14 protein-coding genes are annotated in these 12,026 nt (G+C 74.6%); 7 read left to right on the top strand and 7 right to left on the bottom strand.

The features are described from left to right. Nucleotides 1–56: 56 nt before the first annotated feature. The gene (locus ABD299_RS23695) at nt 57–410 is read right to left on the bottom strand and encodes a HesB/IscA family protein (protein ID WP_344266438.1); all 354 of its coding nucleotides are present in this window, start codon (nt 408–410) and stop codon (nt 57–59) included. Nucleotides 411–763: 353 nt separating this feature from the next. Here ABD299_RS23695 and nadA point away from each other — a divergent pair, with 353 nt between their 5' ends. Next, nucleotides 764–1,954 (top strand): quinolinate synthase NadA, encoded by a 1,191-nt coding sequence (gene nadA, locus ABD299_RS23690; protein WP_344266435.1) that lies wholly within the window; start codon nt 764–766, stop codon nt 1,952–1,954. A 61-nt stretch (nt 1,955–2,015) separates the two neighbouring features. Next, the gene (locus ABD299_RS23685; protein WP_344266432.1) at nt 2,016–2,867 is read left to right on the top strand and encodes a GNAT family N-acetyltransferase; all 852 of its coding nucleotides are present in this window, start codon (nt 2,016–2,018) and stop codon (nt 2,865–2,867) included. On the opposite strand, the gene ABD299_RS23680 is transcribed toward ABD299_RS23685, so the two are convergent. The 4 genes from ABD299_RS23680 to ABD299_RS23665 all read right to left on the bottom strand — a co-directional run bounded on the left by ABD299_RS23680 (nt 2,840) and on the right by ABD299_RS23665 (nt 6,017). Further along, on the bottom strand, nt 2,840–3,532 hold the full coding sequence (locus ABD299_RS23680) for a response regulator (RefSeq protein WP_344266429.1): 693 nt from the start codon (nt 3,530–3,532) through the stop codon (nt 2,840–2,842). The genes ABD299_RS23685 and ABD299_RS23680 overlap by 28 nt on opposite strands. Then, nucleotides 3,529–4,812 carry a sensor histidine kinase gene (locus ABD299_RS23675; RefSeq protein ID WP_344266426.1) on the bottom strand — a complete coding sequence of 428 codons (1,284 nt, stop codon included), beginning with the start codon at nt 4,810–4,812 and terminating at the stop codon, nt 3,529–3,531. The genes ABD299_RS23680 and ABD299_RS23675 overlap by 4 nt, the downstream gene beginning before the upstream one ends. A gap of 109 nt (nt 4,813–4,921) precedes the next feature. After that, nucleotides 4,922–5,209, bottom strand: a complete 288-nt coding sequence (pspAA, locus tag ABD299_RS23670) for a PspA-associated protein PspAA (RefSeq protein ID WP_344266424.1) — start codon at nt 5,207–5,209, stop codon at nt 4,922–4,924. 40 nt (nt 5,210–5,249) lie between these two features. Next, a complete protein-coding gene (locus ABD299_RS23665) occupies nt 5,250–6,017 on the bottom strand; it encodes a PspA/IM30 family protein (RefSeq protein ID WP_344266520.1) in 768 nt (255 codons plus the stop codon). Nucleotides 6,018–6,275: 258 nt separating this feature from the next. Here ABD299_RS23665 and ABD299_RS23660 point away from each other — a divergent pair, with 258 nt between their 5' ends. Together ABD299_RS23660 and ABD299_RS23655 are read left to right on the top strand one after the other, a co-directional pair. Continuing rightward, the gene (locus ABD299_RS23660; RefSeq protein ID WP_344266420.1) at nt 6,276–6,866 is read left to right on the top strand and encodes a DUF3043 domain-containing protein; all 591 of its coding nucleotides are present in this window, start codon (nt 6,276–6,278) and stop codon (nt 6,864–6,866) included. Nucleotides 6,867–6,911: 45 nt separating this feature from the next. Then, the gene (locus tag ABD299_RS23655; protein ID WP_344266417.1) at nt 6,912–7,955 is read left to right on the top strand and encodes a S1C family serine protease; all 1,044 of its coding nucleotides are present in this window, start codon (nt 6,912–6,914) and stop codon (nt 7,953–7,955) included. 31 nt (nt 7,956–7,986) lie between these two features. On the opposite strand, the gene ABD299_RS23650 is transcribed toward ABD299_RS23655, so the two are convergent. Continuing rightward, nucleotides 7,987–8,196: a hypothetical protein gene (locus ABD299_RS23650; protein ID WP_344266414.1), complete on the bottom strand. Its 210-nt coding sequence runs from the start codon at nt 8,194–8,196 to the stop codon at nt 7,987–7,989. 131 nt (nt 8,197–8,327) lie between these two features. On the opposite strand from ABD299_RS23650, the gene ABD299_RS23645 reads away from it, so the two are divergent. Both ABD299_RS23645 and ABD299_RS23640 read left to right on the top strand, forming a co-directional pair. Beyond that, complete coding sequence (locus ABD299_RS23645) at nt 8,328–9,515, top strand: bifunctional adenosylcobinamide kinase/adenosylcobinamide-phosphate guanylyltransferase (protein WP_344266411.1); 1,188 nt, start codon at nt 8,328–8,330, stop codon at nt 9,513–9,515. Between the two features lie 39 nt (nt 9,516–9,554). Next, nucleotides 9,555–10,679 carry a nicotinate-nucleotide--dimethylbenzimidazole phosphoribosyltransferase gene (locus ABD299_RS23640; protein WP_344266408.1) on the top strand — a complete coding sequence of 375 codons (1,125 nt, stop codon included), beginning with the start codon at nt 9,555–9,557 and terminating at the stop codon, nt 10,677–10,679. 12 nt (nt 10,680–10,691) lie between these two features. Here ABD299_RS23640 and ABD299_RS23635 read toward each other — a convergent pair whose 3' ends face one another. Next, on the bottom strand, nt 10,692–11,444 hold the full coding sequence (locus tag ABD299_RS23635; protein ID WP_344266405.1) for a hypothetical protein: 753 nt from the start codon (nt 11,442–11,444) through the stop codon (nt 10,692–10,694). Nucleotides 11,445–11,478: 34 nt separating this feature from the next. On the opposite strand from ABD299_RS23635, the gene ABD299_RS23630 reads away from it, so the two are divergent. Then, a partial coding sequence (locus ABD299_RS23630) for an adenosylcobinamide-GDP ribazoletransferase (protein WP_344266402.1) occupies nt 11,479–12,026 on the top strand: 548 nt, incomplete at its 3' end.

Here is a 12,026-nt window from a genome sequence, read left to right as displayed (position 1 = left end):
GGCGCTCCCCCTCCGGGGGAGCGCCGCCCTTGGTCGGGCCGCCGGGGCGGGCCGGCTCAGCTGAAGGAGTCGCCGCAGGCGCAGGAGCCCGTGGCGTTGGGGTTGTCGATGGTGAACCCCTGCTTCTCGATGGTGTCGACGAAGTCGATCGACGCACCGCCGAGGTAGGGAGCGCTCAGCCGGTCGGTGACGACCTTCACTCCGTCGAAGTCCTTGACGACGTCGCCGTCGAGGGAACGCTCGTCGAAGAAGAGCTGGTAGCGCAGACCGGAGCACCCGCCGGGCTGGACGGCGACGCGGAGCGCCAGGTCGTCACGGCCCTCCTGCTCGAGCAGGCTCCTGACCTTCGCCGCGGCGGCGTCGGACAGGATGATGCCGTCGCTCACAGCGGTCTCGTCCGATACGGACATCTGGTTATCTCCCGGGTAGTTCGGAATGCTCTGCCGGTGTTCCAACAGCCCGCCTCCCGGATTCATTCCGGCCGGCGGGTCACGGAGCTCCGGCACTGCCTGTCTTTCGGGGCCTGTCTGTCGGGCGTCGGCCGCCTCTTCTCATGCTCGCACACGGCGCGCCCGGCGGTCACGGTCACCGGTGGCCACCCGCGAGGAGAACGTGCGGAAGGCCGCGAAGGGCCACGGGGGGCCGCGGGGGATACGTCACATCGGCACGACCGCTGTCGTCCGACTGACGCGAAGCGGCTATGATAGATAGCGTCAGTTCGACGAGAAGCTGTGGAACAGCAGCAACAGAAAGGGTGCGTGACGTGACCACCGCCCAGCCCCTGGACGTCCAGCCCACCGCGCTGGCCCTGCTCCTGCTCGGCCGGGAGTCCGACCCCGCCAGTGAGCGCGGCACGGACTGTCCGGGCGATCTCCCCGCACCCTCCGACCCGGACCTGGTCGAGCGCGCCCGCGCGGCCAAGGAGAAGCTCGGGGACAAGGTCTTCGTGCTCGGCCACCACTACCAGCGCGACGAGGTCATCGCCTTCGCCGACGTGACGGGGGACTCCTTCAAACTGGCGCAGAAGGCCGCGGCGCGCCCCGAGGCCGAGTACATCGTCTTCTGCGGCGTGCACTTCATGGCCGAGTCGGCCGACATCCTCACTTCCGACACCCAGCGGGTGGTGCTTCCCGACCTGGCCGCCGGCTGCTCGATGGCGGACATGGCCACCGCCGAACAGGTCGCCGAGTGCTGGGACGTGCTCACCGAGGCGGGAGTGGCGCAGGACACCGTTCCGGTCTCCTACATGAACTCCTCCGCCGACATCAAGGCGTTCACCGGTCGGCACGGCGGCACGATCTGCACCTCCTCCAACGCCGAGCGCGCGCTGCGCTGGGCGTTCGGCCGGCGTGAGGACGGCCGCGGCAAGGTCCTCTTCCTGCCCGATCAGCACCTGGGCCGCAACACCGCGGTGCGCGACATGGGCATGTCCCTGGACGACTGCGTGGTCTACAACCCGCACAAGCCCGGCGGCGGCCTGACCCGGCAGCAGCTCGCGGACGCGAGGATGATCCTGTGGCGCGGGCACTGCTCGGTGCACGGGCGGTTCTCCCTGGACTCCGTCAACGAGGTCCGCGAGCGGGTGCCCGGCGTGAACGTGCTGGTGCACCCGGAGTGCCGTCACGAGGTGGTGGCCGCCGCCGACTACGTCGGCTCGACCGAGTACATCATCAAGACCCTCCAGGAGGCCCCCGCCGGGTCCAAGTGGGCCATCGGCACCGAGCTGAACCTGGTCCGCCGGCTGGCGAACCGTTTCGCCGGTGAGGGCAAGGAGGTCGTCTTCCTCGACCGGACCGTCTGCTTCTGCTCCACCATGAACCGCATCGACCTCCCCCATCTGGTGTGGGCCCTGGAATCCCTCGCCGACGGCCGGACGGTCAACCGTATCGAGGTCGACCCGGAGACGGCGGACCTGGCCAAGCTCGCCCTGGAGCGCATGCTCGCCCTGCCCTGAGCCGCCCGGCGGCCCCGGGGCGCGGTTTCCCCCGCGCCCCGGGTCGGCCAGGATGGAGGGCATGCTGGTGCGCCGCATACGGGACAGCAAGGACGACGCCGAGGCGGTGCGCCGCCTGGTGGCCGGGGCCCACGGGGAAGGGGGCCCCTGGCCCCCGGGCCGCACCGCCCGGCACCACCGCGTCACCCGGCACCTGGCACGCACCGACCCCGGCGGCTGCTGGCTGGCGGAGGACGCCGCAGGGCGTCCGCTCGGGGCCGTGCTGGCCTCCCTCCGCGAGGGCACCTGGGCGCTGGGGCTGCTGGCCGTGGCGCCGCACGCGGGGCAGGACACCGGCCCGGCCCTGCTGGAACGGGCCCTGGAACACGGCCGCGGCACACTGCGCGGCCTGGTGCACGGCTCCCGCGTCCCGCGCTCCGTCCGCGCCCTGCGGCGGGCCGGCTTCGCCGTACATCCGGCGATGAGCCTGTCCGGAACCGTGGACCCGTCCGGTCTCGAGCCGCCGGACGGACCGGCCGTCGAGGGAAGCCGGGCCCACGGCGACCTCATGGACTCGGTGGACCGCAGGCTCCGCGGCGGGGCACACGGACCGGACCACGAGGAACTGCTGCTGCACCACCGAGCGGTGGTCAGCGACGACCTGGCCGGCAGCGGCTACTGCTATGTGCGCGAGGACGGCCGCGTGGAACTGCTGGCCGCCACCTCACGACGGATCGCGACCCGGCTGCTCACCGCCGCCCTGCTGAGTCTGGCACCGGGCACGCGGGCCCGGATCGACGGCCTCACGGCCGAGCAGCAGTGGGCGGTGGACGTGGGACTGGCCGCCGGCCTCGAACTGTCCTGCGACGGCTGTCTGTGGCTACGCGGCATGCGGCCCCCCTCCCCCTACATCCCCTCCCGCGCCTTTCTGTGACCCGGCCTGACCAGGCCCGTCTCGTAGGCGGTCACCACCAGCTGGGCCCGGTCCCGGGCCGACAGCTTGGACAGCAGCCGGTTGATATGGGTCTTGACCGTCAGCGGGCTGAGCCCGAGCCGGACGGCGATCTCGTCGTTCGACAGCCCGCCGGCGACCTCGGCCAGGACCTCACGTTCCCGCGCGGTCAGCACCTCCAGCGCCTCCGGCGCCCCGTCCGGCCGAGAGGGCTCCTCCCGGGCCAGGAACCGGGAGATCAGCCCTCGTGTCGCGGCCGGGGACAGCAGTGCCTCCCCCGAGGCGGCCAGCCGGATGCCGGCCAGCAGCTCCCCCGGCTCGGCGCCCTTCCCGAGAAAGCCCGCGGCCCCGGCCCGCAGTGCGTCGACCACGTACTCCTCCGCCTCGAAGGTGGTCAGGATCACCACCTTCACCCGCGCCAGGGCGGAGTCGGACGCGATGGCCCGGGTGGCGGCCAGGCCGTCCGTGCCGGGCATCCGGATGTCCATCAGCACCACATCGGCGCCCCGCTCCGCCAGCAGCCGCAGGGCCTCGGCGCCGTCGGCCGCCTCACCGGTGACCACCATGTCCGGCTCGGAGTCCACCAGCACCCGGAACGCGCTGCGCAGCAGCGCCTGGTCGTCGGCGATCAGCACCCGGATCGTCACCGCCCGCACCCCCGGCCGGCGTCCCGCCGCGCCGTGGGCTGCCCCAGCGGCAGGACCACCCGGACCTGGAAACCGCCCTCCGGCCCCGGGCCGGTGCGGCAGCTCCCGCCGAGCGCCTCCGCCCGCTCGCACATGCCGACCAGGCCGTGCCCGGTGCCCGGGGCGGCCGTGCCCGGCCCTCTGCCGTCGTCGTGCACGGTGATCTCCACGGCCCCGCCCTCCCCTTCCCGCCCCGGTCCGGGCGAGCGCCTGATGCCGACCCGCGCGCGGGCACCGGGCCCCGCGTGCTTGTGCACATTGGTCAGCGCCTCCTGCACCACCCGGTAGGCGGCCAGATCGACCGCCGCCGGCAGCGGCCCGCCGGGGCCCTCCCGCCGGACGGTCACCTCCATTCCCGCCCGGACGAAGCCGTCCACCAGGTCGTCCAGCACGGCCAGTCCCCGCGCCGGTTCCTTCGGCGCCACCGGGTCGTCCCGGTGGCGCAGCAGCCCTACGGTGGCCTGGAGCTCCCCCAGTGCCTGCCGGCTCGCCTCCCGCACGTGCGCCAGCGCCTCCTTGGCCTGGTCCGGACGTGTGTCCATGACATGGGAGGCGACTCCGGCCTGCACGTTGACCAGAGCGATGTGGTGGGCGACCACGTCGTGCAGCTCACGGGCGATCCGCATCCGCTCCTCCGCGACCCGCCGGCGGGCCTCCTCCTCCCGGGTGCGCTCGGCACGCTCGGCGCGTTCCCGCACCGCGTCCATCGCGGCCCGCCGGCTCCGCACCGCCTCCCCGGCCACCGCCGCCAGCGCCACCCAGGCGAAGACGGAGAGGTTGTCCCCGGCGTACCAGGGCCTCGGCCCCAGCAGCATCACCGCCCCGGTGACCACCGTGACGGTCACCAGCCCGACCCGCCAGGTGGTCGGCCGGCCGGTGCGGCCGGCGACGGTGAACAGGGCCACCACCACCCCCACCGCGAGGGCGACGTGCCGCTCCTGCGGTTCACGGGTGGCCGCCGACAGCGCCAGGTCCGCGACGGCCAGGGCGCAGACCGCGGCCAGCACCGCCATCGGGAAGCGACGGCGCACCACCAGGGCCGCGCAGATCAGGACGGCCAGCGCCGCGGTGTGGGCGGGCAGCTCCCGCTCGCCGAAGCCGGGGACTCCGTCGGGCCGGTGGGCGACGGTGACCGCCGCCGTCAGGATCACCGCGAGCACGGCAACGGCGATCAGGAGGTCCAGCAGCAGCCGGCGGGCCCGGAGCAGGCGCCGGGCGCGGCCGGGCGGCGGGCGCGTCACGCCGTGCCTCCCGCCCGGCTCGCGGCGGACCGCCCCGGGCGGCACGGCACGCACCGCGCCCCGGTCCGTGCGGACACGGACCGGGGCGCCGGGGTTCTCGGGAACGGGCTCAGCTCGGTTCCAGAGGGATCAGGCCCTCCTCGGTGAGCATCGCCCGGACTTCCTCCAGAGACGCCTCAGGCGCGGGCAGGATCAGCTCCGAAGGCTCCAGCGAGTCGTCCGGCAGCGGCTCGCCCATGCTGCGGACGGCGTCGAGCAGCTGGTTCAGGGTCCGCCGGAAACCGTCGGTGTCCCCCGTCTCCACCTCGGCCATGAGCTCGTCGTCGAGCTCGTTCAGCTTCGGGAAGTGGCTGTCGTCGAGCTTGACCTGGCCCTCCCCCATGATGCGTACGATCACATCGCGCTCCTTCTCCCGGGGCTCCGCAGGCGGGCCGCCACTACTGCTTGTCGAACTTCGGTGATTCCTGCTGCCCGCCCTGGCCGCCCTCGATGGCCTGCTGGGTCCCGGAGGAGCCCCCGGCCAGCTCGGCCTTCATGCGCTCCAGTTCGAGATCGACGTCCGCGCCGCCGGAGATGCGGTCCAGCTCGGCGCTCAGGTCGTCCTTCGTGGTGCCCGTCGGGTCGTCCAGGGCCCCCGAGGCCAGCAGTTCGTCGATCGCCCCGCTGCGCGCCTGCAGCTCCTGGGTCCGGTCCTCGGCACGCTGGATGGCCATGCCGACGTCCCCCATCTCCTCGGAGATCCCGGAGAACGCCTCGCCGATCCTGGTCTGCGCCTGGGCCGCCGTGTAGGTCGCCTTGATGGTCTCCTTCCGGGTCCGGAAGGCGTCCACCTTGGCCTGGAGCCGCTGGGCGGCCATCGTCAGCTTGTTCTCCTCGGCCTGCAGCGTCTCGTGCTGCTGCTGGAGATCGGAGACCTGCTGCTGCAGCGCCGACCGGCGGGTCAGCGCCTCACGGGCCAGGTCCTCCCGGCCCAGGGCCAGCGCCTTCCTGCCCTGCTCCTCCAGCTTGGAGGACTGACCGTTGAGCTGGTTCAGCTGGAGCTCCAGCCGCTTGCGGGAGGTCGCCACGTCCGCGACCCCGCGCCGCACCTTCTGCAGCAGCTCCAGCTGCTTCTGGTACGAGTAGTCCAGCGTTTCGCGCGGGTCCTCCGCCCGGTCCAGGGCCTTGTTGGCTTTCGCGCGGAAGATCATCCCCATCCGCTTCATGACACCGCTCATGGGCCTCGCGCGCCCCCTTCATGACGGATTCGAGCCTTCAGGCCGGCTGTTCCTGCCTGATCCCCTACCCTACGGGTCCCACCGCCATGAGCGCACCGTGCGGGCCGTTTCACGTCGTCACGAGGGACGATCCGGCCACCGGGACCACCGGCCCGGGACGCCGTCCGCGCGCCTGGCGGCGGATCGAGGCCGGATCGTACTCCACTCGCAGGCCGCGCGCCGCCCGGGACACCGTAGGCTGGGGGTGTGTTCCGAAGCCGTTCGAATCAAGAGCAGGCCCCCGCGCCGGCGGCCGAGCAGCCGAAGGTCCGTGACCCGCAGGCCCCCAAGGGCCGGCCCACGCCCAAACGCAGCGAGGCCCAGGCACTGCGCAAGGCCGTGGTCAAGCCGCCCACCAACCGCAAGGAGGCCGCCAAGCGTGCCAGGGAGGCCCGCCGCGCCGCGCTGGCCAAGCAGCGCGAGGCGCTGATCAGCGGCAAGGAGGACTACCTGCCGCTGCGCGACCGGGGGCCGGTGCGCCGCTACGCCCGGGACTTCGTCGACGCCAAGTGGCACGTGGCGGAGTACTTCCTGCCGATCGCGGTGGTCATCCTGATCCTCAGCATGATGCCCTCCATGCAGGCCAAGAACACGGCCCTGCTCATGTGGATGGGCGTCATCCTGATGATCGTGTTCGACTCGGTGTTCACCTCGCGCCGGCTGAAGAAGGGGCTGCGCGAGCGGTACCCCGACGAGAGCCACAAGGGCGCCACCGCCTACGCGCTGATGCGGACCCTGCAGATGCGCCGGATGCGGCTGCCCAAGCCGCAGGTCAAGCGCGGCCAGCCGCCCCGCTGAGCCAACTGGCGGCACCACCGGCCCGGCAGCGGCCACAATCCGGGTATGGCCCGCACCTCCGCGCTCTGGACGCGTTACGCCGCCCTGTGCTGCGCGACGGCACTGCTCGCCGGGTGCACCGGCATCCGGCCCCAGCAGGCCACCGGCGCCGCCACCGCCGACGCCCCCACCACCGGGTCCGAGCTGCAGGAGCTGTACCGGGATGTCGTCCAGGACGTCCTGCCCTCGGTCGTGCAGATCACGACCACGGACGGCGGACTGGGCTCCGGCATCGTCTACGACTCGGCCGGGCACATCGTCACCAACGCGCACGTCCTGGCGGACGACACCACCTTCGAGGTGCTGCTGGCCACCGGCCAGGAGCCGCTGACCGCGGAACTGGTGGCCGCCTACCCCGAGCAGGACCTCGCCGTGATCGTGCTGGAGGACGCCCCCCGGCAGCTGCGCCCCGCCACCTTCGGCAACTCCTCGAAGGTGGAGGTGGGGGAGATCGTCCTGGCGATGGGCAACCCGCTGGGTCTGTCCTCCAGCGTCACCCAGGGCATCGTCTCGGCGGTGGGGCGCGCGGTCAGCGAGGACGAGGGCGGCAGGGCCCTGGGCAACATGGTGCAGACCTCGGCCGCGATCAATCCGGGCAACAGCGGCGGCGCGCTGGTCAATCTCTCCGGACAGGTCATCGGCATCCCCACCCTGGCCGCCCGCGACCCGCAGCTGGGCGGCGGGCAGGCGCCGGGCATCGGATTCGCCATCCCCTCCGCCACCGTGACCCACCTGGCCGACCAGATGATCGAGCACGGCGAGGTCATCGACTCCGGCAGGGCGGCGCTGGGCGTATCCGTGCGCACAGTGCTCGGCGAGGGCTTCCAGCCGGCCGGTGCCGCGATCGTGGAGACGGCCGAGGACGGGCCGGCCGACCGGGCCGGGCTGCGCCCCGGCGACGTGCTGGTGCAGCTGGGCTCCGAGACCGTCACCGACGTGGCCTCACTGGCGGAGGCGCTGGCCGCCCAGCAGCCGGGGCGCACCGTGGAGGTGACCTACCGGCGGCACGGGGAGCGGCGGACGGCCGAGGTGCGGCTGGGCGAGGCCTGACCGCCGCCGGAGCCCGGCGCTCCCCCGCTCCTCACTCCTGGGCGGCGTGCAGGTTCATCGGACCGTAGACCTCGGTGCCGTCCTCCAGCAGCGTGACCTGATCGACCCCCTGCTCCAGCAGCTCCTGCCAGGTCTCGCCGATCCAGGACTCCGCATCGCCCTGGGTACCGAAGTCCCCGGGCGCGGCCGCCGGCTCTGTCACCGAGCCGTCCGCCCGCTCGAACCGCCACTCCCACGCCATGTGCGCCTCCCGCTGCTCGACGGGCCAAGCGGCCCCGCGGCCGCCGGACCTTCACCGACGGCCGTCGTCCATACTGCCCGCAGACTAGTACCGGGCCGCCGCCGGCCGCGGGACGAACGAAGGATCACCGCGTGGATGTCACCCTGCTCGGCACCGGCGGGCCCGCCGGGCTCCCCCGCCCCGGCTGCCCGTGCGCCTGCTGCGCCCGGGCGGTGGGCGAGCACGTCCGTGCCCCCACGTCCGTCCTGGTGGACGGTGTGCTGCTGATCGGTCCCGGGCCGGATCCCTGGCCGGCCGCGGCCCGCGCCGGGCGCTCCCTGGCCTCCGTGCGGCAGGTGCTGCCCGGCCGCCCCGGCGGCCCGGGGAACGCCGCCGTCCCCGGGCTGCCCCCGCCCCTGCGGCCGGACGGCCCGGAACGGCTGCCCACCGGCCACCGGGTGCGGCCCCTGCGGCTGGACCGGCCCGGGACGGGCTGGGACATCACGGGGCCCGACGGTACTCGGCTGCTGTACCTGCCCTCCGGCAGCGGCCCGGCGACATCGGTCACGGCGCCCGGGCCGCCCTTCGACCGGTGCCTGCTGGACGTGACGGGCCGCCCCGACGTCCTCGCCAGGCTGCGGGCCACCGGGGCCGCCGGACCGGCCACCGACGTCCTGGCGGTCCATCTCGACCACGACATGCCGCCGGGGCCCGGACTCACGGGCCGCCTGTCGGCGGCCGGCGCGCGGGCGCTCCCGGACGGCAGCACCGCGGGCCCGGCGGACGGCGCCACCGCCGCCCCCCGGCGCACCCTGGTGCTGGGCGGGGCACGGTCGGGCAAGTCCCTGGAGGCCGAGCGCCGGCTGGCCGCCGCCGCGGAGGTGCACTACGTGGCCACCGGCGGGCGCCGCGGCGGCGACCGGGAGTGGGGGGACCGGATCGCCGCGCACCGGGAGCGCCGGCCGCCGGGCTGGACCACCCTGGAGACCTGTGACCTGCTTCCGCTGCTGGCGCGCGGGGACGGGCCGCCCCTGCTGGTGGACTGCCTCGCCCTGTGGCTGACGGACGCCATGGACAGCGTGGGGGCCTGGGACGACCACGCCTGGCGCGAGGGCGGCGAACAGGCGCTGGCCGAGCGGACCGGGGCGCTGGCCGCCGCCCTGCGGCACACCCGCCGTACCGTGGTGGCGGTCAGCAACGAGGCCGGTTCCGGGGTCGTGCCGGCGACCGCGTCCGGCCGCCGGTTCCGGGACGCGCTCGGCCGGCTCAACGCGGCTGTGGCAGCGGAGTGCGAGCAGGTCCTGCTGGTGACCGCGGGGATCGTCCAGCGGCTGCGGTGACCTGGGCCGGCGGCGCCGGGCGGCGGTAATCTCGTGCGCATGAGCGATCACAGCCTGGATCTGGACTCCTTCGGCGACCTCATCGAGCGGCCGGACGCCCGGGTCCGCCGGGAAGCCGAGGAACGCCGGGAGCGCACCGGGCTGCCGCCGCGGGCGCTGGGACGGCTGGACGAGATCGCCGCGTGGCTGGCCGCCGCGCAGGGCCGGGTCCCGGTGACCGCCCTGGAGCAGCCGCGTGCGGTGATCTTCGCCGGGGACCACGGCGTGGCCGCCCTGGGGGTGTCGGGCCGCCCGGCCGGCACCACCGGCACTCTGGTGCGCGGGCTGCTGGACGGTACCGCCCCGGCCGCGATCCTGGCCGCGCGCGCCGGGGTGCCGGTGCGCGTGGTGGACCTCGGTGTGGACTGCGACCCGCAGGAGCTGCCGGAGGAGGTCACCCGCTACCGGGTGCGCCGCGGATCGGGCCGGCTCGACACCGAGGACTCCCTCACTCTCCAGGAGGCGGAGCGGGCCTTCCGGGCCGGCATGGCGATCGCCGACGAGGAGGCCGACGCCGGCACCGATCTGGTGGTCCTGGGCGATGTGTCGGTGGGCGGCACCACCGCCGCCGGGGTGCTGATCGCCGCCATGTGCGGGACCGACGCCTCGGTGGTCACCGGCCGCGGCGGGGTCCGGATCGACGATCTGGCCTGGATGCGCAAGTGCGCCGCCATCCGGGACGGCCTGCGCCGGGCCCGCCCGGTCCTGGGCGATCAGCTGCGACTGCTCGCCGCGGCGGGCGGCGCCGACCTGACGGCCATGACGGGCTTTCTCCTGCAGTGCGCGGTGCGCCGCACCCCGGTGCTGCTGGACGGGGTGGTCTCCGCCGCGTGCGCGCTCGTCGGCCAGCGGATCGCCTTCCGGGCACCGGACTGGTGGCTGGCCGGCCAGGCGAGCGGCGAGCCGGCCCAGGCGAAGGCACTGGACCGGATGACGATGGACCCGGTCCTGGACCACGGCGTGACGGTCGGGCAGGGCGCCGGCGCCCTGCTGGCACTGCCGCTGGTGCAGTCCGCCGCGGTGCTCGCCGCCCGGCTCCCGGAGGCCCTCGCACCGGAGCCGCAGCGCCCGGAGCCCGGCGCCGGCCTGCCCGCGGACCCCTCGGTGATCGCCGAGGCGACCTGAGACACGCGACGTTCAGCGCGGGCGGAGCTCATCGTCCGGGGTGCCGCCCAGGAGGTCCTGGAGCCGGCCGGTGACCGGCGACCAGCGTCTGTCGTGGCGGCGCGCGCGGCGCCGTGCGCGCTCGCGGGTCCGGGGACGGTTCCGGTAGAGCCGCCGGTCCCAGAACGAGCCCGGCCGCGCCAGCCGCACGGCCCCGGTGAAGGCGATCAGCGGCACCACCGCGCCGGCGACGGCCGTCCACAGCTTGCCCTTGGCCAGCGACACCAGCGCCGCCGCGAAGTTCAGCAGGACCGTGCCCGCCAGCACTCCACGCTGCCTGCGCTCCTCCTCGGACAGGGCGTCCACCCCGAACGGCACGACCCCCGCCAGCACCATCACCAGCAGCGCGGTGGTCAGCACCACGGCCTCCACGCTACGGCGTCCCTGCTCGGTCCAGTACACATCGGCCAGGTAGAGGATCAGCGCGAACTCGTCCAGCACCAGCCCGGCTCCCACACCGAACAGCACCGCCGCGAGCACTCCCGGCCACCCCGCCTGGCCGGTCGCGATCCCGGCGAAGCCGCCGGCCACCATCAGCACCACGCCGGGAACGGCGTGGTGGATGTGCACGCCGCCCGCCGAGACGTTCCGGAAGGGGCCGTGCCCGGCGCGGATCAGCCGGGTCACCGTCCGGGTCACCAGAAAGGTCATCACGAAGGACACCAGCGCGGCCAGCAGCGGCAGCTTCCCCGGGTCGACGATGTCGCGGTACCACCACTCCTCCATGGGGGACCAGGCTGGGCGGCTAGGCTGCCCGGTCATGAACGCCACGCCGCCGCCGTCCTCCTCCGGCTCCGGCGACGCCACCCGGACGGGCGGGTGGCAGCACGGGCCCCGCTTCGCCTTCGGCACGCTGACCGTGCTGCCGGTGCGCGTCACCCGCTGGGACCGCGGCGCGGCCCGTTCCGGGATGCTGTGGGCGCCGGCCGCCGGGCTGGTGGCCGGGGGCTGCGCCGCGCTGGCCGGGAGCCTGCTGACGGTGCTGGGCGGCGGCCCGCTGCTGGCCGCCGTCGCCTCGGTCGCGGTGCCCGCCGTGCTGACCCGGGGGCTGCACCTGGACGGCCTCGCGGATGTCGCCGACGGGCTCGGCAGCGGCCGGCCGGCCGCCGGTGCACTGCGGGTCATGAAGGCCTCCGACATCGGCCCGTTCGGCGTGGTCACCCTGCTGCTGGTCCTGCTGGCCCAGGTGGCGGCGCTGCACGGGCTGTACGCCGCGGGGTGGGAACGGGGGGCCGTGGCGGCGGTGGTCGCCGGGCTGGTCTCCCGGGCCGCGCTCACCACCGCCTGCCGCCGGGGGGTGGCCGCGGC

Source organism: Streptomyces sodiiphilus (genome assembly GCF_039529215.1).
Taxonomy (GTDB): Bacteria; Actinomycetota; Actinomycetes; order Streptomycetales; family Streptomycetaceae; genus Streptomyces; species Streptomyces sodiiphilus.
This window is presented reverse-complemented; position numbering and strand designations above follow the sequence as displayed.

Coding starts and splice junctions, on each gene's coding strand:
- ABD299_RS23640 (WP_344266408.1), top strand. CDS start 9,555: ATGAGCGATCACAGCCTGGATCTGGACTCCTTCGGCGACCTCATCGAG.
- ABD299_RS23650 (WP_344266414.1), bottom strand. CDS start 8,196: ATGGCGTGGGAGTGGCGGTTCGAGCGGGCGGACGGCTCGGTGACAGAG.
- ABD299_RS23655 (WP_344266417.1), top strand. CDS start 6,912: ATGGCCCGCACCTCCGCGCTCTGGACGCGTTACGCCGCCCTGTGCTGC.
- ABD299_RS23665 (WP_344266520.1), bottom strand. CDS start 6,017: ATGAAGCGGATGGGGATGATCTTCCGCGCGAAAGCCAACAAGGCCCTG.
- ABD299_RS23635 (WP_344266405.1), bottom strand. CDS start 11,444: ATGGAGGAGTGGTGGTACCGCGACATCGTCGACCCGGGGAAGCTGCCG.
- ABD299_RS23695 (WP_344266438.1), bottom strand. CDS start 410: ATGTCCGTATCGGACGAGACCGCTGTGAGCGACGGCATCATCCTGTCC.
- ABD299_RS23685 (WP_344266432.1), top strand. CDS start 2,016: ATGCTGGTGCGCCGCATACGGGACAGCAAGGACGACGCCGAGGCGGTG.